This is a genomic window from Spirosoma lituiforme, assembly GCF_054776635.1.
This window is the reverse complement of record NZ_BAAHBO010000002.1, coordinates 365,082-385,550: the sequence shown is the minus strand read 5'-3', so window position 1 is coordinate 385,550 and position 20,469 is coordinate 365,082. Positions and strand designations below refer to the sequence as shown.

At 45.8% G+C, this 20,469-nt stretch carries 21 protein-coding genes and 1 tRNA gene; 10 read left to right on the top strand and 12 right to left on the bottom strand.

Features of this window, described 5'->3' with window-relative positions:
* Window positions 1-98: 98 nt before the first annotated feature.
* Window positions 99-746, bottom strand: coding sequence for a pyridoxamine 5'-phosphate oxidase (gene pdxH / locus ACYU87_RS10040; protein WP_461133932.1), 648 nt, complete (start codon window positions 744-746; stop codon window positions 99-101).
* A gap of 94 nt (window positions 747-840) precedes the next feature.
* Between pdxH and ACYU87_RS10035 the strand changes: the two genes are divergently transcribed.
* The 3 genes from ACYU87_RS10035 to ACYU87_RS10025 all read left to right on the top strand — a co-directional run bounded on the left by ACYU87_RS10035 (window position 841) and on the right by ACYU87_RS10025 (window position 4,314).
* A complete protein-coding gene (locus ACYU87_RS10035; protein ID WP_461133931.1) occupies window positions 841-3,102 on the top strand; it encodes a DUF349 domain-containing protein in 2,262 nt (753 codons plus the stop codon).
* Window positions 3,103-3,241: 139 nt separating this feature from the next.
* Window positions 3,242-3,325, top strand: a tRNA-Thr gene (locus tag ACYU87_RS10030).
* A 242-nt stretch (window positions 3,326-3,567) separates the two neighbouring features.
* Window positions 3,568-4,314 (top strand): DNA/RNA non-specific endonuclease, encoded by a 747-nt coding sequence (locus ACYU87_RS10025; RefSeq protein WP_461133930.1) that lies wholly within the window; start codon window positions 3,568-3,570, stop codon window positions 4,312-4,314.
* A 129-nt stretch (window positions 4,315-4,443) separates the two neighbouring features.
* On the opposite strand, the gene ACYU87_RS10020 is transcribed toward ACYU87_RS10025, so the two are convergent.
* From ACYU87_RS10020 to ACYU87_RS10010, 3 genes are all read right to left on the bottom strand, one after another.
* A complete protein-coding gene (locus ACYU87_RS10020; RefSeq protein WP_461133929.1) occupies window positions 4,444-5,319 on the bottom strand; it encodes a hypothetical protein in 876 nt (291 codons plus the stop codon).
* The gene (locus ACYU87_RS10015) at window positions 5,319-5,894 is read right to left on the bottom strand and encodes a hypothetical protein (RefSeq protein WP_461133928.1); all 576 of its coding nucleotides are present in this window, start codon (window positions 5,892-5,894) and stop codon (window positions 5,319-5,321) included. The genes ACYU87_RS10020 and ACYU87_RS10015 overlap by 1 nt, the downstream gene beginning before the upstream one ends.
* Before the next feature lie 472 nt (window positions 5,895-6,366).
* Complete coding sequence (locus ACYU87_RS10010) at window positions 6,367-6,711, bottom strand: NINE protein (protein ID WP_461133927.1); 345 nt, start codon at window positions 6,709-6,711, stop codon at window positions 6,367-6,369.
* A 233-nt stretch (window positions 6,712-6,944) separates the two neighbouring features.
* Between ACYU87_RS10010 and ACYU87_RS10005 the strand changes: the two genes are divergently transcribed.
* Both ACYU87_RS10005 and ACYU87_RS10000 read left to right on the top strand, forming a co-directional pair.
* On the top strand, window positions 6,945-7,454 hold the full coding sequence (locus tag ACYU87_RS10005; RefSeq protein ID WP_461133926.1) for a helix-turn-helix domain-containing protein: 510 nt from the start codon (window positions 6,945-6,947) through the stop codon (window positions 7,452-7,454).
* Window positions 7,455-7,464: 10 nt separating this feature from the next.
* The gene (locus ACYU87_RS10000; RefSeq protein ID WP_461134362.1) at window positions 7,465-7,989 is read left to right on the top strand and encodes an IS630 family transposase; all 525 of its coding nucleotides are present in this window, start codon (window positions 7,465-7,467) and stop codon (window positions 7,987-7,989) included.
* A gap of 257 nt (window positions 7,990-8,246) precedes the next feature.
* Here ACYU87_RS10000 and ACYU87_RS09995 read toward each other — a convergent pair whose 3' ends face one another.
* Window positions 8,247-9,530, bottom strand: coding sequence for a Y-family DNA polymerase (locus ACYU87_RS09995; protein WP_461133925.1), 1,284 nt, complete (start codon window positions 9,528-9,530; stop codon window positions 8,247-8,249).
* 44 nt (window positions 9,531-9,574) lie between these two features.
* Complete coding sequence (locus ACYU87_RS09990; RefSeq protein ID WP_461133924.1) at window positions 9,575-10,045, bottom strand: S24 family peptidase; 471 nt, start codon at window positions 10,043-10,045, stop codon at window positions 9,575-9,577.
* 100 nt (window positions 10,046-10,145) lie between these two features.
* Here ACYU87_RS09990 and ACYU87_RS09985 point away from each other — a divergent pair, with 100 nt between their 5' ends.
* From ACYU87_RS09985 to ACYU87_RS09975, 3 genes are all read left to right on the top strand, one after another.
* The gene (locus tag ACYU87_RS09985) at window positions 10,146-10,343 is read left to right on the top strand and encodes a hypothetical protein (protein WP_461133923.1); all 198 of its coding nucleotides are present in this window, start codon (window positions 10,146-10,148) and stop codon (window positions 10,341-10,343) included.
* Between the two features lie 420 nt (window positions 10,344-10,763).
* Complete coding sequence (locus ACYU87_RS09980) at window positions 10,764-11,525, top strand: hypothetical protein (RefSeq protein WP_461133922.1); 762 nt, start codon at window positions 10,764-10,766, stop codon at window positions 11,523-11,525.
* A 152-nt stretch (window positions 11,526-11,677) separates the two neighbouring features.
* Window positions 11,678-12,691 (top strand): acyltransferase family protein, encoded by a 1,014-nt coding sequence (locus tag ACYU87_RS09975; protein WP_461133921.1) that lies wholly within the window; start codon window positions 11,678-11,680, stop codon window positions 12,689-12,691.
* 244 nt (window positions 12,692-12,935) lie between these two features.
* On the opposite strand, the gene ACYU87_RS09970 is transcribed toward ACYU87_RS09975, so the two are convergent.
* Together ACYU87_RS09970 and ACYU87_RS09965 are read right to left on the bottom strand one after the other, a co-directional pair.
* On the bottom strand, window positions 12,936-13,064 hold the full coding sequence (locus ACYU87_RS09970; RefSeq protein ID WP_461133920.1) for a DUF4113 domain-containing protein: 129 nt from the start codon (window positions 13,062-13,064) through the stop codon (window positions 12,936-12,938).
* On the bottom strand, window positions 13,061-15,709 hold the full coding sequence (locus tag ACYU87_RS09965; protein WP_461133919.1) for an NHL domain-containing protein: 2,649 nt from the start codon (window positions 15,707-15,709) through the stop codon (window positions 13,061-13,063). Before ACYU87_RS09965 ends, ACYU87_RS09970 begins: the two co-directional genes overlap by 4 nt.
* 619 nt (window positions 15,710-16,328) lie before the next feature.
* Between ACYU87_RS09965 and ACYU87_RS09960 the strand changes: the two genes are divergently transcribed.
* On the top strand, window positions 16,329-16,586 hold the full coding sequence (locus ACYU87_RS09960) for a hypothetical protein (RefSeq protein WP_461133918.1): 258 nt from the start codon (window positions 16,329-16,331) through the stop codon (window positions 16,584-16,586).
* A 198-nt stretch (window positions 16,587-16,784) separates the two neighbouring features.
* Here the strand turns inward: ACYU87_RS09960 and ACYU87_RS09955 are convergent, their stop codons facing one another.
* The 4 genes from ACYU87_RS09955 to ACYU87_RS09940 all read right to left on the bottom strand — a co-directional run bounded on the left by ACYU87_RS09955 (window position 16,785) and on the right by ACYU87_RS09940 (window position 19,513).
* Entirely contained in the window at window positions 16,785-18,026 is a 1,242-nt protein-coding gene (locus ACYU87_RS09955; protein WP_461133917.1) for a tyrosine-type recombinase/integrase, read from the bottom strand.
* A gap of 340 nt (window positions 18,027-18,366) precedes the next feature.
* Complete coding sequence (locus ACYU87_RS09950; protein ID WP_461133916.1) at window positions 18,367-18,705, bottom strand: hypothetical protein; 339 nt, start codon at window positions 18,703-18,705, stop codon at window positions 18,367-18,369.
* Window positions 18,705-19,103: a hypothetical protein gene (locus ACYU87_RS09945; RefSeq protein WP_461133915.1), complete on the bottom strand. Its 399-nt coding sequence runs from the start codon at window positions 19,101-19,103 to the stop codon at window positions 18,705-18,707. Before ACYU87_RS09945 ends, ACYU87_RS09950 begins: the two co-directional genes overlap by 1 nt.
* A 200-nt stretch (window positions 19,104-19,303) precedes the next feature.
* Window positions 19,304-19,513: a helix-turn-helix domain-containing protein gene (locus ACYU87_RS09940; RefSeq protein WP_461133914.1), complete on the bottom strand. Its 210-nt coding sequence runs from the start codon at window positions 19,511-19,513 to the stop codon at window positions 19,304-19,306.
* A 339-nt stretch (window positions 19,514-19,852) separates the two neighbouring features.
* Here ACYU87_RS09940 and ACYU87_RS09935 point away from each other — a divergent pair, with 339 nt between their 5' ends.
* Window positions 19,853-20,365 carry a hypothetical protein gene (locus ACYU87_RS09935; protein ID WP_461133913.1) on the top strand — a complete coding sequence of 171 codons (513 nt, stop codon included), beginning with the start codon at window positions 19,853-19,855 and terminating at the stop codon, window positions 20,363-20,365.
* The last annotated feature ends 104 nt before the right edge of the window (window positions 20,366-20,469 follow it).

Here is a 20,469-nt window from a genome sequence, read left to right as displayed (position 1 = left end):
TCGTATCTACTCCCTATTTTCATGTAAGCGGCTACAGCCGTGCTTCCTACTGTATTCGGGCTACACCGAAACAGATTATCTGGTGTTACAAATGCTCGTTAGGGGGCCAGCCGCTCCAGTTGCCAGGGTTTGGTAACCTCCGCTCGATGATACTGAATACGGTCGTGTAACCGGCTGGGACGACCCTGCCAGAACTCAAGTGTATAAGGAATCACCCGAAACCCACCCCAATAGGGTGGGCGGGGTACGTCTTTTCCGGCAAATTCCGCTTCCAGATCGCGCTGCCGTTTCTCCAGTACATCACGGCTATCGATAATTGTACTCTGATGCGATACCCAGGCTCCAACCTGGCTACCCCGCGGGCGACTGTTGAAATACGCATCCGATTCGCTATCGCTTACCTTTTCGACCACGCCCTCAATGCGAATCTGGCGTTCGAGCTGGGGATAAAAAAAGGTCAGCGCGGCAAAAGGCTGTTGAGTCAGTTCGCGTCCTTTGCGGCTTTCGTAGTTCGTGTAAAAGGCAAACCCCGTCTCCGATACACCCTTGAGCAGTACGATTCGCCCGTCAGGACGCCCCTCGGCGGTTACGGTGCTCAGGTGCATGGCATTGGGTTCGGGAACGCCCGCCTGAAGGGCCGCATCGAACCAAAGCTGGAATTGCGCAAACGGGTCCGCTAAAACATCAGTGGTGTCTAACCCGTTTAGGGTGTATTCATTTCGTAAGTCGCTGATTGCTGAAGGCATTGGCTGAGTTGTGTTAGTGGCTTTTCCATGACTCTGCTGCAAGAAAATCCGCATATTGTCGTACTTTTGCAAAAGTAATCGGTACGTTCCCAACATGGCAAACCAAGAACAGGAAATTAACCAGCAGCCGGAGGCTCAAAACCTGGCTACTGACTCGCTGGCAGTAAATACACCCGAAGATATCTCCACACCCGTTTCGGAGTCAACCGCTCCAGAACCTGCTGTAGAGGGTAGTGAAACAACTATGTCCGATCCAGTAGATACGGCTGAAAATACACAGCCAGCGTCCGTCGACGCCGTTACATCAACGGAAACCCAACCTCAAACACCGGTTACTGAAACACCTGCGTCCGTTGAGCCCGTTGCATCAGAAAATACCAATCAGCCGGCGTCCGAAGCAAGTGAGCCGGTTGCTGAAACAGCTCAGGCCGATCCGACATCGGCGGCTGATGACAGCCCATCGCAGCCAGCATCTGAAGCCGCCGTTGATGAAGAGATGACGGCGCAGTACGCTGAAGTTCACGAACCTGAAGACGAAGCGCTGGCTCCATCGACAATCGATTACAGCCATTTCTCGAAGCAGGATTTCGTCAATCTGCTCGAAACGCAGCTGGCGGCTATCAGCATTGCTTCCGTTACCCCCGGTGACTTCAAAAAAGCCGACCAGGTGTTGAAAGACGTGAAGCCACTGTTCGACCAGATGAAGCGGGCCGAGCGGGGAGCTGCTTCGCAGGTGTATGTTACCGAAACCGGTTCTGAGGAAGGATTTGAGTATAAATACGACGATTCTGTTCAGCGGTTCGAAGAATTGTACAAGCTGATCAAGAGTCAGAAAAATACATATTTCCAGAATCTGGACAAGGAGAAAGACACCAACTTTGCGTCAAAAACGGAGTTGCTGACTCGCTTACGTGAACTGGTCGAAACCGACGAGAACAACGCTGGTGATCAAAAACTGAGCTGGAACGAGTTCAAGAAAATTCAGGATGAGTGGAAAGCGGCCGGGAATATGAATTCCCCGCACAACGCTACGCTCTGGGCTACTTACCACGCCCTGGTCGATCGCTATTACAGCAACCGGAACATTTACTTCGAACTAAAAGAGCTCGACCGGAAACGCAATACCAGCCTCAAAACGGAGGTGATTGAGAAGGTGGAAGCAATGGCTAAAGCCGCGGAAGAAACGCCCGTTACACGCCAGACAATTGACGAAGCCAACACGCTGTTCGAAGAATACAAACACATTGGTCCGGCGCCCAAAGCGGAACAGGAAGTGCTGTGGGGCCGTATGAAGGCTGCTCTGGACGTTTTGTACGATAAACGCCGGGGTCAAACCAACGAGCAACGGAAAGAGTCGGCGCAGTTGTACGAAGAGAAGTCAGCTATATATGAAGAACTAGTGCCCATTACGTCATTCACGTCGAACAGTATCAATGACTGGAACGATAAGACGAAAGCGGTAATGGCTTTGCAGGATCGCTGGAATGCCATCAAAGGGCCAATGCCCCGCGAAGAAGGCAAAGAACTCAGCAAGAAGTTCTGGGCTGCACTGAAAACATTCTTCCATAATAAGGGAGAGTTCTTCCGCCAGTTAGAAAGTAAGCGGGAAGAAAATTTGCGTGCCAAAACGGAGCTTTGTGAGCAGGTGGAAGCTATCCTGGCAGCAGGGGAGGAGTCGCCCGAAATCACACAGACCGTTATTGACCTGCAGCGCCAGTGGAAGAACATCGGACAGGTTCCCGAAAAGCAGAAGAATTCTATCTTCGATCGGTTCAAAGCAGCCTGTGATGCATTCTTTAATAAAAAGCGGTCGAAAAATCAGGAAACTGAACGGGAGTTTGAAGGTAACCTGACCAGTAAAGTAGCGCTGATTGAACGGATTGAAGCAGCGGCAACCGCAAACGCTGATCTTTCTCAACTTAACGAGTTTAAGAAAGAATGGAACAGTATTGGCTTCGTTCCCAAAAAGGACATGCAGTCGACCCAGAAGCGGTACATCAACGCGATAAACGCACTGGTTGGCGCAACAGGTAAAATTCCGGCCAAGGATAAAGAGCGGATCATGCTCCAAAGCGAAGCTGAAGCAACCCGTGCGGGTGGCCGGGGCGACCGCGACCGGGGTGATTATAGTCGTGGCAATCGCGATGGTGGTAATCCTGACAACAAGCGGGAAAGCGATATCCGTCGGCGCATTACCTCCATTGAAAATGATATTGCTACCTATCGGAACAACATCGAGTTTTTTGCCCGCTCGAAAAACGCCGATAAACTCCGGGCTGACATCGATAGGAAAATCGCAGAAGCCGAAAAACAGCTGGATGACCTCCGTCATCAGTTGCGTGTAGCGCAGGCGTAAGCCCCTGATAAACAAAATGAAAAGTGGTCTGGTGTCAATCAGGCCACTTTTTTTATTCTTTTTTTTGTCCGTGATCTTGCACCAAAGGGTTAAAAGCACTACTTTTGCATCACAATTCGGAAACGAACTGGGAATTGTTGCCAGTGTCGGATAGCGGTCGATTCCGCCTGATTTGTAATCAGGATGCGCAAGCGCGTCGGGGGTTCGAATCCCTCCACTGGCTCATTGACTACCAAGTAGTTACAAACAGAAAACCGCCTTCAGCAACGTTGGCGGTTTTTTGTTTGCATACGTATTTGCATACAATGTCTTTTACAGGCGACTCACCTTTATGTCTTATCTATGTCGTTTCGTAATCAAATTGGCAGGGTTATAATTTGTCTTTTACTCATTGTATCTCTTGATCAGTGTAAAAAGCCGAGTGTACCTGTTGTAACCAACACACCCCCCACTCGCGACGACAACATGGCGATGGGCAATCCTGATGGAGCAAAGTCGTCAGAGTCAAGCCCAAACACTTATCTGATTACTCGCTCAACCTATTCACTTTCTTATAATCAATCCACTGGCATCGCTAACTGGTGTAGCTGGCATTTAAGTTCAGCCTGGAAAGGATCGGCTAGCCGCTACGCTGGCAACTTCATTCCGGATCAATCTTTGCCCTCTACTTGGTACCAAGCCCGGCATGCTGATTATACGAATACCGGCTTTGATCGGGGCCACCTCTGCCCTTCAGATGATCGGGATAGTACAGCCGAAGAGAACAGAACTACTTTCATTCTAACCAACATTGTCCCTCAGGCACCGCAGCACAACCGGCAGGCATGGAAGAACCTGGAAGACTACGCTCGTGGGCTAATAGCGCAGGATAATGAGCTATATATTATTGCCGGCACGTATGGCAAAGGTGGTGAGGGCGACAATGGAAAAGCCACAAGCATAGCCAGTGGCAAGCTAAGCGTTCCCGTTGCCCTCTGGAAGGTGATTGTCGTGCTGCCTGTGGGTTCAGATGATGTAAACCGCATAAACGCTCAGACGCGAATCATTGCGGTCTGGATGCCAAACACAAATGCAACAGGCGAACAGCCCTGGTCAAGCTATAGGGTGAGTGTCGATGATGTTGAAAGGCAGACAGGGTATGACTTGTTGTCGAATGTGCCGATAAGTTTACAGCGTACAATCGAGCCAACAATTGATGCTGAAAGCATTTAATTTAAAAAACTGCATCCTGAGCATCACTATAATTTTATCGAATACTCCTATGCTTCTTTATGTTTATTTGTTCCTGTATATCTACAGCATCTTCTTGAGCGGCAAACCAGCAATGAACACTGTGGCAATCTATTGAGCATCAATCGTGCCAGAGGGTAGTTGAATGACTTCTGATATGGCAGGTAGTAAGTTGTAACTATCGAGATAAATAGGCTTGCGGTCAGTGAATTCCTCTAACTCTTGTAAATACATTTCTGACGAAATTTTTTCGTAGCCGGGTGCTTTGGTGTTGATTATGGCAATCCGTTCGTAATAAAGCTCGGGCAGTGCTGCATCACCCAATATTTTGAAGTTGATGGATGCTTTAGTTGCGTCTTTTATAAACAAATCCTTTCGATTGCCTGTGATGTACATCATGCAATAGTAAACCAGATTTTGGTTGGTTCTCACATTTAGCATGGCACTAAGCTTAATCTTTCTATTATTCTTCAAAGGCATGCTATAATTGGGATACACTTGCCGTGCCCCATAAAATGATTTTAGCTGTTTATTGATTTTGGATTGAAATTGAGTCGAATGAGCAACGTCAGCCACTGGATCACTGAACTTAGTATGCATTGCAGTAACGAACATGCTAATAAAATGCCCTACATCATGCACAATGGCAGACAAGTATTTCAGCTCAGAACAAGTCTTGTAGTAGTAAATGATCCCACCACTGTTAGTGGTTAGTTTTATGTCATAATAGGCAATGTATTGTCGGGTGATACGGCTCACCATTTCTTCATCCTGTCCCTCTTCCTGCTCATAAACTGCGCTATCTATCCATCCCCCATCTGAAGAAATAAATTTACTACCATCCCAACTGACAAAAACCGATACCATCGAATTATTTATGGTAGGAATGCCCGTCAGAATTTCTAACGTATTACCGTGCAGCTTGTAGTCGAGTAAACCACAAAAGTCGGCCTTAACCGCATCATATATTTCTTTCAGGCTTACCATCAGGCAAATTTAACGTTATTATGAGGATCTTCTGGTGGTAAAAAACGAAACAAGTTCAGTTGCTGCAATATCAACAACCGTGGCCCTGATTTTACCATCAATGAACATTCCGCACAGTACTCACGCAGGCCCATATTTACATCATTGAGTATCTCTTCTTCGTTCTCCTCAATATATTCTGTTCTATATGCGTATATCACACCATCTTCATTAAAACGCTGAAAGTGTGGAGTTTTCACTGACCGCTCCAGCAGACTTAATGTTGCATTTTTAGGATTGTTATGACGTGTACCGGTTGATTCGAAGCGAAAAATAGCATCAGCCGTAAATGACTTGACGAACAATTGAAAACTATAGCTCCTCAGATGGACCATGTTCTGGCGGCACCGAAAATAACCAGTTTCGGAACTTATATGTTCGAATGGAACTGTGCCTACACCGATACTATCCCGGCCTCGATCTTCGGGCTCCAACCTCAAAGTGTTTTCGGAAGCAAATTTTGGTAATAGTATCAAGTCTTGATACACACTACTTGACTTCTTAACCTCCAGATTTATTTTATCACACTTACCCATTTTTCTATTACTGTCTATTTCTTGCCGAGCTTAACCAAGTTGACTTCAATAGCATATTTTACATGGGATGTAACCCATGCTTCTTGCTTCGTTTAAGCTCACCCGGCTCACTTCTGATCGGCATCTATTGAGGCCATGACATTCGTAGCTATGGTAAGCATAGGCGCTTCGACTTCCGCAGACTAAAACCGTTGCAACAACTGGCCGCTTACTAACCTCTCTACGATGGTGTGTCCGCGTAGCCGTCCCTTGCCCAAAGGCTGTGACAGCCGATAGAAAGCAATACAAGAAGTATCGCACTATAAACTTGGCGTTCATATAGATAATGTCTTGAATGAGTCGAACGGATTGTTACAGTGTCAGATATTGAAAGGAGATACCACAAACGCTATTGAGCTATTGGCCCTGAAGCAAAACCAATAGTGGCAATAGTGGCCATTGAAAATTGTCGTAAGCCTACATTGAATAGATATTAGCGCAACACTTGACGCTTCTGTTGGTCATACTCATCCTCTGTCAGCATGCCTTTCTCACGTAGCATGGCTAGCTTTTCAAGTTGTTCGACTGAGGACAGAGAAGTGCCTTGCATATTTGTCTGCATGAACTGCAAAGCGCCTTGATTGTATTTGCTATTGAATTTTTGCTCATCCATTGTCCAAAATATGATGGCATCAATCAAGGCCACGATAGCTGGTATGAAAGTCCAGCAAAAGACTAGGTAGAGGAAGCCAAGTCCGGTTTGGCTGAGATAAAAGCGATGGACACCTAAACCACCGAGGAAGAAGGCCAAAAGGCCAGCAGTAGATTTGCTTTTCATTGTTTGTGTGGAGAGCAGAGATTTCGTTCATAAGTGAACGAGTCGGCAATTATAATGTAAATACTATGTATGTATTTTGATTAATCTATTAATCGGTATCTAATCTGCTCATGATTAAAAGCTACACTTGTACGAATATTGAAAACTTTTTGTCATTTAACTTTCTAAAAAATAACTATGATTAAAGTATTTCTGGCCGGGACGGATGAAGACTTATTCCAACTTATTGACGTGTGAGTAAGTCTGTCATGTGGGATGCTTTTTCTAGTATGGCGACCTACAAGCAATCCGATTACGAAGCGCTAAGACGACGCTGCGTTGAACTTAGTCAGGCCGGTTGGCAGCAGTTAGCAATTGCTCAGGCGTTTGGCTTAACCCAACCCTGGGTAAGCCGAACCTTAAAGAAATACCGCCAGCAAGGAGTGACAGCCTTACAGGAAGGTAAACGAACAGGAGCACCAACCCGTTTATCGGTCGAACAGCTCAACCAACTAGTAAGTGAACTCCATAAAGGTGCTGAACATCATGGTTTTAGTGGGGCCGTCTGGACACGCCCCCGGGTCAATGAGGTGGTGAAAAGGCTCTTTGGCGTTAGTTATGATCCTTCTCAAATAGGTCGTATTCTAAAAAAGGTCGGCTGGAGTCGACAGAAGCCACAGCGGAAAGCCCGCCAGCAGGACCCTCAGGCTATGACTCGATGGGGAGAAGAGCGCCTACCCGAACTCAAAAAAAGCCAAGGATGAAGGTCGGGTTATTTTATATGTCGATGAGTCGGCGTGTTATTTATTACCCTTATTAGCCCATACTTGGGCGCCTTGTGGCCACACACCAGTACTCATTGAGCAAGCGGGGCGTACTCACTTGAGCTTGATTGCCGCCATTGCTCCTAACGGCCAGATTTATGTAGCGGGGCAAGACCAGTCCTTTACTAGTGAGGACATCGTGTGGTTTCTTACCAAGTTGTGTGGTCGTTATCGCAAACGGAACATGCTTATTATCTGGGATGGAGCAGCCATCCATCGCAGTGAGGTGGTAAAAGCCTTTTTGAAAGAGCGTCCAGGACGGATTCATCTGGAACGTTTACCGGCATACAGCCCCCAACTCAACCCCGTCGAGCTAGTCTGGAGCCAGTTGAAACGTTGTTTAAAGAACCAAGTTTTTACGAACCTAGAAGAGCTAACCGTAGGGGTTCTTAATCAAGTCAAACGTCTAGAAAGCAATCCAAAGCTAGTGCAGGCCTTCTTCAGCAAAAAGGAAATTGCCTTTATTACAGACTAATGCACGTATCAATAATATGAGTCCGGCTCCGTTGGTAGGCGATGAACTGATGCTGAATGATGACCCCTACCTGATCACCAACCGTCGCTTTGTGATAGAAGACACTGAGCGCAATACGAAAAATGTGGACTACACAATTCTATTTGTTCGAAAAAATTGGTAGCACAACAAATACTCCAGACTATCACACAGTATAATTTCTGAACAGGTAAAGGTGTATGCTGGCTAAATCAGATCGATGGTACAGATAAAAGCACTTAACCAATCTTAAGAATATCCTCCCAGCGTGTCGTGTAGCGGGGTGATAAATAAGATGGTTTCATCGGCCACTCGGGGTTATACATCTGGGAGGCCATCCTAAGCTTATCCTGACCATACCGCTTATTGACCTTGTCTATAACAGTCGAGAGTCTAATGAGCCGCTCGTCCGGTCCTTTGGTGAATACGCCTACCTGCCGGTAGTCGGCCGGCACCAGGTCCGTGAGCATAATACCGACCCGCTGGTAGTTGTAGCCAAACTTGAAGATGGCTTTCAACCCCGATTCAGCATACCTAATGATCTCCAGCGTGGAACTGGTCGGATGAGGAAGCCGTACCGTTACACTATTGCTGTACTGTTTGGCGGGCATATAGTTGCCGGGCGTTCTGCGATGCGGGTTGGTGCGCAGCCATACCGTAACCGCCCCACAGAGCGACTCCTGTTTACGCAGCTTCTCACAGATGCGGGATAAATGGACCGTCAGGGCATCCGTGATGTTGTCTAGGTCAGGAATCACTTTCCCAAAGCCCGGCTCCGTACAAATCGATTTGCGGGGTGGAGGGTTTACCTCCAATAGTTTACAAGGTAGTCCACGCAACTCATGAACCAGCCGCAGCCCGTTGACGGTCATTACTCGCCCGATCCAATCATCATTGACCTCTCGAAGCTGATACGCCGTGCGGATGCCTTGTTTCTTCAACTTACTGGCTGAGCGGCTACCGACACCCCACAGATCATCAACCGGAAAGCCCCACAGTGCCTCGTCAATCGCCTCCTTTGTATCCAGCACACAAACGCCATTAAGTTCTGGCTTTGTCTTGGCCAGCCGGTTGGCTACCTTGGCCAGCGTTTTGGTGGGTCCAATGCCCACGCCCACCGGGAGCCGCAGCCATTGTTTTACAGATTCCCGAATGGTCTGGCCCAAGCCTCGATAAGATGGGTACACGCTCGTGTATTCCTCCAGCTGTAGAAATGCTTCATCGATGGAATACACCTCCACATCGGGCGCAAACTGCGTGAGCAGGCTCATTAACCTAGCCGAGATGTCACCATAAAGTTCATAGTTGGAGGAGAAGACAACTACCCCATGCTCGTCAACAAGCTCTCTTGTCTCAAAAAACAGTTGCCCCATCTTGATGCCTAACGCTTTAGCCTCAGCACTTCGAGCCACCACATTGCCATCCCGGTTAGACAGCACAATCACAGGCTTACCTTCCAGCTCGGGCCTGAATATCTGATGGCAGCTGGCGTAAAAACTATTGGCGTCAATGAGTGCGTACATAATGGTGGTGTTTACCCTGATGACCAACCCGGCTACAATCACTATCAGCGATAGCGGGCATACCGGGGTGGTTTTGAGATGATGTAGGTGACTTCACCGAGAACAGCTACCTTATCCCGATCCGGGTGCAGATACATGGGTGCATAGTGCTCATTGCTCGACTCCAGCATGATCATCGGGCTCTTATCGATGTAGCGTTTCACGCACCAGCCCTCATTGACCCAGATGACAATGACCATACCCGTTTCGATCGGCCTGGTGGAGTCAACCACCAGAATGGAACCTGGAAAAATGTAATCACCCAGCATACTCTCTCCGGTGGCTTTAACAAAGTAGGTATTGTCAGGGTGCAGTACGCACAGGTCTTGCAGGTTCAGCCGCTGACGGATATAGTTATCAGCCGGATTAGGGAAGCCTGCCTGCACGGCGGCATCGAAAAAGGGCAATTCTTTACGCCGGGTGGGGTCAGTCAGGTAGATGTTTTCGGGAGGTATGTAGTCGATCCAATCAATCATATAGCAGCGTTTAAAGTCAACAAACCGCTATATAATACATTTGTTATATATGTTGCAACTATAGTATATTGAATTGATTTTGTGCAAACATGAATTGGATATGAAAATGGTCATTTCTCCAGGTGATCGGGTGCGGGTTACTCACCAAATCAATGGCTATGAACGGGGGCATTATAAGGGCACGGTAGTTGCCTGGACAGATAGTGGCAAGATAAAGGTTAAAGCAGACAGTGGGTCGATAGCTATTGTATCGAGTGAGTTGGTGAAGAAAGTAGCAGATGGGCAGCCTAATGGGTAAGCGTTGATGAGGTAGAGAATCGAATGGTATATGACTTGTTGTCGAACGTATCAGACAGTATAGAGCCAATAATTGAAACTGAGATAGGTAGAATTAGTATTTAAAGACAAAATAGCCCAGTCAATCAGTGGCTATTTTTGTCCATTGAGGAGATTCTCCTGCAATCCTTACACTTTAGGGGCCAGCTAATAGCCGATGAGATTTCGGGGAAGAGTACTGGGTGTGTTCGCCATCCAAGTCAAGAGGGCATTGGGTGAAATCGTCAATAAAATGGAGTGTAGGCTGGTCTATTGACCGGCCTATTTCGTGTTCACCTAAATGGTATTGCGTCAAATTAGGCGTCCATTTAATAAAATAACTTATGAATTAGTTTACACTTATCATATTTTTATACATTATAGTTTAATAATATTTATTAAAATGAACAAACTGCAATCTATTTCAAGGTTCTCAGCTATAACAATTACCCGAATATTTCCTCAAAGTAAATGGTATAGAATTGCTTACGTGGTATCTGGCATACTAGCTAAAGGAACTGGTATGCTAACGTTTATGCGGAAACCCAAAAAATATAAAGATACAGTTGCTATTGATCATGCCTTTAAGTTGAATCATTTTTTATCGGTGATGACTCAGGGTGGGAAACCTTTCCCCATTCCGACTTTTGCTCAAGGAATAGAGCTATTTCGCAAGCCAAGGCCTAATGGCGTAGTACTTTGTTCTACACATATTCCACTGTCTAAAGTGGCTGCACGCCATTTGATTGAACATAACTTTATGCCAACAATAGCCTTGGCAGCCGATCCCACTCTCATTAATTGCATTTCAATTTGGGGGATTACCGAGAAGGTTCCTGCTGTACGTACTGGATCACATGTATTGCAAAAAGCTAAAACTGTTTTAAAGGAAGGGGGGTCCGTTGTTGCTCTGGTCGATAAAACCTTAGGGGAGGTTTATTCACCTAATATCTTTCGCTTAGCGGAAAAGATCAATGCTGATATAATCTTTTTTGATGCGGCATTGCAGCCCGATGGAATAATTAAGGTGCGTTTCCATGAATCCAGGTGGAATGGTTATGAGCAGATAGATAGTGTACAGCACCAACTAAACGAGCTATACCAGCATACAGAAACGTTATTACAGCAGTACAATAACTCTGGCTATCTTACTGCTCCGTGCTAATAATCAGATGCCTATTTTTCCTTTTTCGGCTGTATTCATTGCTTACTTGCTCCTGACTTTTTAAGTATATGATCGGCAACGCCCTTGGTCAAGGGTACCCCCTTCTCATCGAAATTATCTAACCTTACCCCTTTCTTTTTCAAACCAAGTAAATGAATAGAATAAAAGAAATTGATGTGCTAAGGGGTATTTCTGCCCTGGCGGTGTGTTCCTATCATTACCTTTTTAGACACTTTGAAATTGATGCTTTTCAAGAGGGTAGACTAGGAGTTCAGCTGTTTTTTATAATTAGCGGATTTGTTATTTTTTTAACAGCAACTAGGGTTAATGACCCGCTCGATTTTGTCATAGCGCGTATTTCTCGCCTTTACCCGGCCTATTGGGCCTGTATTTTACTGACTATTTCAGCCTATATGTTAGTTGGCAATACCAGCCTTCCTCATAACTTCAAGCCGATCACAATAACTCAGGTCTTGGTGAATTTAACTATGCTTCAAAAATTCCTTAAGGTGCCTGCTATCGATGTGGTTTACTGGACACTAGCTGTTGAGTTGCTTTTCTATGGATTCATCTTTCTTGTATTGGTTTTTGGGAAATTAAAGCAATACCACCAATGGTGTTCCTTTCTGCTTCTGGTGACAATTGCCGGCATGTTAATGTCAAACAAGCCCACTTCGATAAATTATTATTCCCGATTTTTCCCCTTTTTTGTTGCAGGTATTTACTATTACAACATTTACATCAAAGGTAAAATAGAGCTTTTGGACGGGATAGGGGTCCTTATTTCCTATGTCATTGCCTGTTGTTCACAATACAATTTCGGCCAAAACACAATGCCTAACTTTCTATATGTCACATTGATGTTTACTGTTTTCCTTCTGATCTCAACAAAAAGGCTTGCTTACTCAAAGTATCTAAAAATCTTTCTCTGGTTCGGGCAAATATCTTATCCATTTTATCTGCTGCATACTCACCTTGGAATCATTCTAATGGATAGACTTCAACTTGTTGGCATCACAAATAATGCTTCACGCATTACCATTGCCTTTGGGACGGTAACAGCTTTGTCTTTTGTCGTGCACAAGCAAATTGAAGTTCTCTTTTCAAAAAGATTTCGCACATCTCTGGCTGCACTTTTAGCAAAGGCGCATTATCGCACAGCCTGAATGAAAGCGGCCAGCTGTACCGCCATCTAATAATAGCCATCACTATGAGGGTGTGCGTTTGTCATCATGCCGGGTATCTTATAACAGACCCAAGCTCCGCGGGTAGCGCATGGTAACTTTTGGGTCACCATGGCGATTGTGCCGCATGAGCCTAGTTAAGTCTTTACGATCAGCGTAACAATGCAGGTTTCAGGTATATTGATGACCGAAAGTGTATGCTCAATTAGATTATTACCTGAAGCAATCAATTAGCAGTTATAATATCGTTCCACTCAGTGGTGTATCGAAGTGACAAGTATGATGACTTCATCGGCCGCTCAGGGTTGTACCTCTGTGCAGCTATACTGAGCTTACCCTGACCAAATCGATTCATTGCAGAGCGTTGATATTGCGAGCATACACATTGTTAGCCGGGTTACTATCATAGCTGTGACTTGCATCATCGTTTATATTTACTGTGATATTGGCCGTGCCCACACTCGCTCCCGTCCGTGTCAGGCTAAACCCAATCGCGGACCGACTATTGGCGCTGACCTGCTTACCTTGGTTGAGTTTCAATGTCATCTGCGATGAACTAGTGGCACTCACCGACCAGTCCTGATTAGTTACACTTACTGGGTTTGTCGTTCCTGACACTGTGATAGACGTCAGTGAATTATCAAAGGTTAGACTGTAGCCAAGTGGCGCGGTAAGTGTAATAACGACTCTGCCAGCAGTGGATATTCCATTTGTTTCCTCGACCAGCATGGTAAAGTTTCGGGTGGCATTACTACCTGAGGCCGTGAAATTAGCCATGGGTAAACTTAGGGTAGGTGCCAGATCAACTCCTTTAACCACCAGCGTAAAACTTGTAGTAGCGGAGAGCCCACCGGCATCAACAGCGGTAATAGTTATGATGCTGCCCCCAGTGGTCGTGGGCGCACCTGAGATGATGCGCGTGCTGGAATTGAAGCTTAGCCCATTAGCGGGGCTAATAACGGCTGAATAGGTCAGGCTAGACGGCGTTTCAGTGTCGGTGAAGGCATTGACTGTGTAAGAAAATGGGCTCCCCACTCCAGCGGTTTGGTTGATATTGGTGGTAGCTATTGGTGCGGTGTTGGCAGCAGCACAACGACCAGTCCCGTTAGCGCAAAACTGGGCAAAGTCTCCACCACCGGGTAGGCCAGCGTTGGTCGAGAAATCAATGACTCGGCCTCCCCCACACAGGGCTGATAAACTGGCGGGCCAACAACCCGTTAATTGGTTTTTATTAAGCAGGAGAAATTGCAGTTTAGTCAGCGCATCCAAACCTGCCGGGATGGATCCACTCAACTGATTGTTGCTCAGATCGAGACCAGTCAGGTTAGTGAGTGCACTCAGACTCGCCGGAATCGTACCGCTCAACTGATTATTAGCCAGGTAGAGTGATTGCAGGTTAGTGAGTGCACTCAAACTGGCCGGAATGCTACCGCTCAACTGGTTATCGTATAGGTAGAGGCCTGTCAGATTGGTGAGCGCACTCAAACTGGCCGGAATGCTACCGCTCAACTGATTACCAGATAAGTTTATAGCCGTGACCTGGCCACTACTATTACAAGTAACTCCAGCCCAACTACAGGGACTACAGCCATTTAGCCATTTGCTCTTTCGGGTCCAGTTGGCTCCCCCCGTGGCCTCGAAAAGCTGCGCTAGGACTGCATAGTCGGGGCTCAGCGTACCAAGGCAGGCAGTAGTCGAAGTGATGCTGAAGGTGGTGCTGGCCGATAGACTACCCGGATCGGTGGCCGTCACGGTCACGCTACTCACCCCACTGGTCAACAGCGTACCCGAGATGACTCGCGTTTTCGCGTTAAAACTTAGTCCGTTGGTTGGGTTGATACGGGCGGTGTAGGTCAGGTAGTTCGGCGTTTCAGCATCGGTGAAGGCGTTGACGGTATAGGAAAACGGCGTTCCTACCATAGCCGTTTGGTTTGTGTTGGTTGTGGCGACCGGAGCGGTGGTGGTCAAAGCAAATGTCACCTTACGGATGCGGTAGTTGAATAAATCGGCGATATAGATATTGCCTAATCTATCTATGGCCACCCCACTGGGCGCGTTCAGTTGAGCTAAAGTGGCGAGACCCCCATCACCAATATAGCACCCTGTGTGATAATTGCACTCCGAGCCAGTACCAGCAACGGTAGTGATGGTGCCGTTGAGGCTTACTTTTCGGATACAGTAGTTACCCGCATCGGCGATGTACAGATTACCTAAGGTATCTAGGGCTATCCCAAGGGGGTTATTTAATGAATTGGCATCATACGCACTTAAGCCATTACCGGCAACGGTGGTGATGGTACCATTGAGGCTTACTTTTCGGATGCGGGAGTTACCCGGATCGGCGATGTACAGATTGCCTAATCTATCTATGGCTATCCCGGCGGGGTGGTCTATGTTTGCAGCGGTAGCTGGCCCGCCATCACCAATATAATCCCGGTTGCCTGTTCCAGCGACGGTAGTGATGAGACCATTGGTGCTTACCTTACGGATGACATTATTTCCAGTGTCAGTAATGTAAAGATTACCTGACCTATCCAAGGCCACCCACTGGGGACTTTTTAATTGAGCGGCCGTAGCTCGCCCCCCATCGCCACTGTATCCCTGAGTGCCCGTTCCGGCGACGGTACTAATTATACCAGCACTACTTACCTTGCGGATGACGTGATTATCCTGATCGGCGATGTAGAGGTTACCTGCAGCATCTATAGCTAACCCATTAGGTCGGTTTAGGTTCGCAGCGGTGGCAAGTCCGCCATCGCCACTGTATCCCTGAGTGGCTGTCCCAACAATAGTGGTGATGATACCATTAGTACTATTTACCTTGCGTATGCGGTTGTTGCCACTATCAGCGATATAGATATTACCTGATGCATCCAGAATTATATGTTCAGTAACATTTATTTTCGCAGTGGTGGCAGGTACCCCATCGCCACTGTAGCCCTGAGTACCCGTTCCAGCAACGGTACTGATAATTTGAGCCTGGCAATGGATTAAGGGCACTAACAAAATGCTAATAAGAAAGATCAGCCCCCAGTGTAAAGATAATCTTGGCCAACGTATAGAGTGGTTCATGCGAATGATTTTAAAATGGATAAGTCAAATGAGAAGGCGATACCGAGGTGGGACATTGGACTACGTTAATGGATAGGCAAGCAACTTTGATGATTGCTGACTTTGATGCCGAATAGATAAAGCAAGTTTTTGATTCTACGTAAACGGCAGATTGATAAATGGGTATTGTTAAGCTAAATGTATGGTTTTTAAATATACATTCTTGCGTAACGAAAACTTAATATTAACAATTATAATTATAAGTACACTAAACTATCATACATGCGACGGCAACGCTAGTGTTGCTACTACTCGGGTAATGAATACGCAGAACTGACCGTGTATAGTAGTTTCGCAAGTATGTTCACCAATGATTACATTCATCAAAGTGCATCAACGGCTGGCAGCGAGACGCAAATGTCAAAACACATGAAGTGAGTAAATCGAAAGAGATGATCGATAATAGTCGGGAAATGAAGGCCAGCCAAAAGAGCAGTAGTACTTCAAGTTCATCGAGTAGCAACTAAGTTACATGCCGTGTATGCGTGGAAGCCCATTTGAATCGCCCATGGCATCGCTTATGCTGGCCAGTGAAGCCTTTTCTTGTCTTGAGCCTACGGATGATGTATCTGCGGCTTTTGAGGCCTTTAGAGCCAAGCTATGGACCATGATTAAGTTATCCAATGACCCCTCACCCTATACGCAAGCCTGGAATTTAATTAATTTGTATGCTCAGAATAGTTTAGCGGAGTTTTCTCAGGGTAACATCGAAGCGCTGGACAAATTAAAAGAACGCGTCAAAGCCAGTATTGAATTGATGCCGTAGAGCCGTTACAGCGTACATTGAGCAACAATTCTTATGAAGTTAAAAGCACAACAAAAGAAGCTCGGGCATAATGCCGTCAGGCTCCTTTTATTTCACTACCACAAGCGCGTCCGTTGGCCCGTTTCTGTTCAATGGATTTACTGCTCTGCAATTCATTGGCATGCGTATGGTCATCGGTGAAGCTGGTGTTATCTGCAGCTATATCCTTCGCTCGTCATCAAGTCGAGTGTCCATCAAAATGCCCAACGAGCGTAGGTAGCGCATGGTAACCTTTGGATCACTATGGCGATTATGCCGCATGAGCCTCAGCAAATCTTTATCTTTCATGTACAGGTGGACATTGCGAGTATGCTTCCAGGCGTACAAGGTATACTCTTTATCGATCCCAAGTTTATCTAACAACTCACGATACGTTTCAGAGAAAAAATTCACGCCTACTGGCTTAGGGCCGGGCCTGGCATCGCAATAGTCCCCCGGTACGCCCTTACCTTGGTTGCCAAAAATGTACCAATCAGCAGGAAGGTCAGCTAGACTCATACTTACAATAACTTCTTCCAAACCTGGTGAAATATCAACCGGTTCAGCTCGGCCATTCTTGGACACATGGGCAGGCACAAGAATAGTGTTAGTCTGCCAGCGAATGTCACCTACTTTGAGGGCTAGTAATTCTTTTGGACGAATGCAGGTGTAATAGAGCCAACGGATGAACTGATACAACTGCCAAGCCTTTGGTGTGTCAAGCCTTTTCAGGTGGCTTGTTATTGATTCAATGTGTACATCACTGTAGGCTGTGTGACGACGAATCTCCTCGCGAAGACGTTGAATATTGTTGGCTGGGTTTACGCGGATAATCCCTCGCTTTTGCCAGTGGGTAAAGAATGCACGGACGGTACTTAGCTCCGAATTATGAGTTGTGGCAGCCCACTTTCGGTCCGTCAACCCGTAGAGGAAGTACGGCTCCAGATCAACAGTTGTAAACTCATTTAAGGGTACACTCCATAAACCTCTCCGTTTTGCCCACTTCAGTAGAATGCTGAGACCAGATTTATACCCTTTCATAGTTTTCTTTCGCAGGTTGGTTCTCTTAAATCGCATGTAAGCCTCTATTGCTTGTCCCAGTGTAGAAACTTCACCGAATACCTGCTCCTCTGGTGGCAAGAATGGATTGTACCCTTTCTTAAGTAACCCGGTAAACTGCTTGATTAATAGATCCGCGTATTTATGGCGATCGGCCTTTATTTTGATCTGGTTCAACTTACCAACCTCTCTAAATCGCTTGAATTTTCTGGTCTCAGGATCGAGGTAGGAGTAATACACGAACCAACGAGTGGGTTTACCGTTCTTGTCCGTCAGGCTATTGCCACAATCATACAGTTTGGGAAGTTTGTAGGGCTTGATGATACCCCTTTCTAAATGGGAGAGAGATTGTTTAAGCGGCATATTGAGTAATGTTTGAGTAATAGCAGAAACGATAATGCCTGCCAACTAATTAGAAGGCAGGCATTGATATGTAACTACTTCTAGAATTTTTTGTCTCTACCAAACATCACGGCTTAAATAGTCTTTTTGCACTCTTCGACTCAATCTAGCTGCGAGTGACGTATTTCAATTAATGCCTTCTTGACCATGAGACCAAGATTTAGGCTAGTGCTAAGCCGTTTACGTAGAGCCAGCAAGTATTGTGTACAACTTGTTTTGTCTCTTAAAGGTCACGGCTACTACTTGCGCTTTTTATCATAATCCAATGGTTCAGCAGGTCCTTAACGTAAAGCCTCCTCGCTCATGGAGCCGTACTTACTCCGGCCGGGCCATCCTTGTGCACCTGAGTCATGAGCCGCTTGACATCTTCAATTTGCTTACATTGGTCGAAAACCTTCACAATGAAGTTTACCACTGTCAGTACCTCTTTAAGTTGCTTCTTACTGCGCTTCTTGGTTGAGGTCGTCAGCCAGTGATAGAGCAAGGTATTAATAGCCTCCACCGGATAGGAGGCATAGTCATCCTCAACGAATGAATCCACGATCTTCAGTAGTTCGCTTTGTGCTTTGTATACGTGAGGGTTCACTGTAGCCGATGAGGCCACTACTGGCTTGTTTGGTTGTTGATCTGGTGTGTTCATTATGGTTGATCGTGTTTAATGTTGTGGAGGATAGATGCTGATTCAGAAAGGCGGCTGTACATGCGGTCAAGGATCGTGTCTCTCAGCTCATCAATGAGGTCAAGGGTGAGTTCCGTGTCTCCTGTCCACTGACGAACCGTTTTTTCGTAAACGGTGAGAGCTGACAGCAGAACATCAAGTTGAGAGACCTCGACACGACCATCCTCTTTACCCTCAACGTGCAGGTAGATTGGCACATTGATGTAAGCAGGGTCGAAGGGTATTGAATGCGATGGCCGATTGTCAGCCGCAGGAGTGGTTTGGGCCTGTGTATTGGCCATTGGTGGATTTGGGGTAGCCGTTGGCTCATTGAAGGTTGTAGAATCCCCTTTCCCCACGTAGTTTTGCTCCGTGTTCATTTTGACTTCATGGTTAGATGTTACACTTGCCCCTCTGCTGCTCCGTCGAAAGCTCAGCACTGGGGCTTTTCTTTGTCAACTCGGTTCGTACGGTCCAGCGGGCAACCTCCTCGGCACTATATCGCCTTTTCTGTTCGTCATTGACATAACAAAGATAGCTAACTTGCCATAAATAGCAAGTGTGCTATTAAAAAAATATTCTACTTATGGAAAGTTATTCTAATCTGCATACCTAAGGCATCCGCTATTCTTTTGAGTGTTTCGACAGTCAAATTTTGTTTCCCACCTTCATACTTATTTACGGTCGGTTCGCCAACCCCTATCTTCTCACCCAACTCCTTTTGGGTTAGACCCTTCTCAATACGAGCCTGCCTAATTAAATTACCTGTTTCAACTTTGAGGTCTGTCATATCTGTTCTAAATCTGGTGTAAATATAGTACTTCGAGCTTCTATATATGGAAAGGTTAGTTTGCTATTTGCCGGGTGTTATTAAACGGTAGCAATTTACGTGCTTCATAGAAATGACTATTCAATTCCATATGCGTAGTGAGTGAAGCTATATCCACTTTGTTAAAAGGGGTATTTTTCCCGTATGTAATTGACATCTCGATGCAGTTATTGCGACAATAGTAAAAAGCTAAAATCTCAAGATTTTCGGTTAATTATTCAGATGTGTAAATTTTTAGGTTTTGTTTTACTCTGTAAACGAGTAGGTTAGAAAAAATTTAACAACTCATTATCATTATAAATGGAATCCGAAACAAGATTGCCCTTTGTAGGGCACGAATTTGAAGTCGTTAGGTATAGACATGAAGATCAATCAAAGCTTTTACAATTAATGGCTCAAGTTGACCTCCAGCTCTTTAGTGGCTTCTTAACAGTTCAACTTGCTTTTGGAAGTTTTCTGGTACAACAAGATCTATACAATAATTATGTCAGATTTGGTCTCATATCCGTTAATCTTAGTCTCGCGTCAATTTGCTTTATCTTATTGAGAAACAACTATAAAAGAAGGAAAGAAGTCGTTGCCACGCTTAAAAATTGCAATGAAGCATTAGGGCTTAATCAGCAGGGAGCCTTTATACCGGGAAAATCAATAAATTCAGATACGAAATTCAGACCTTGGTTTCATTGGTATTCAATTGCCATTTTGCTAAGCTTCACAGGTATTTGCTTAATTTTATTTAGCCCCAAAAAGACTGAGCAAAAAGCAGCAAATGCAGAACCGGTTAGGACACAAATAATAGACAACCGGCAGTAGCTAGGCTGTTCTCACATAAGATAGTAGTCATACCGTGTCAAGAGGCATGCGCGGAGTGAGGCTGCATAAATAAACTAATTATTGTATATGCAGCCTCCTCCTCC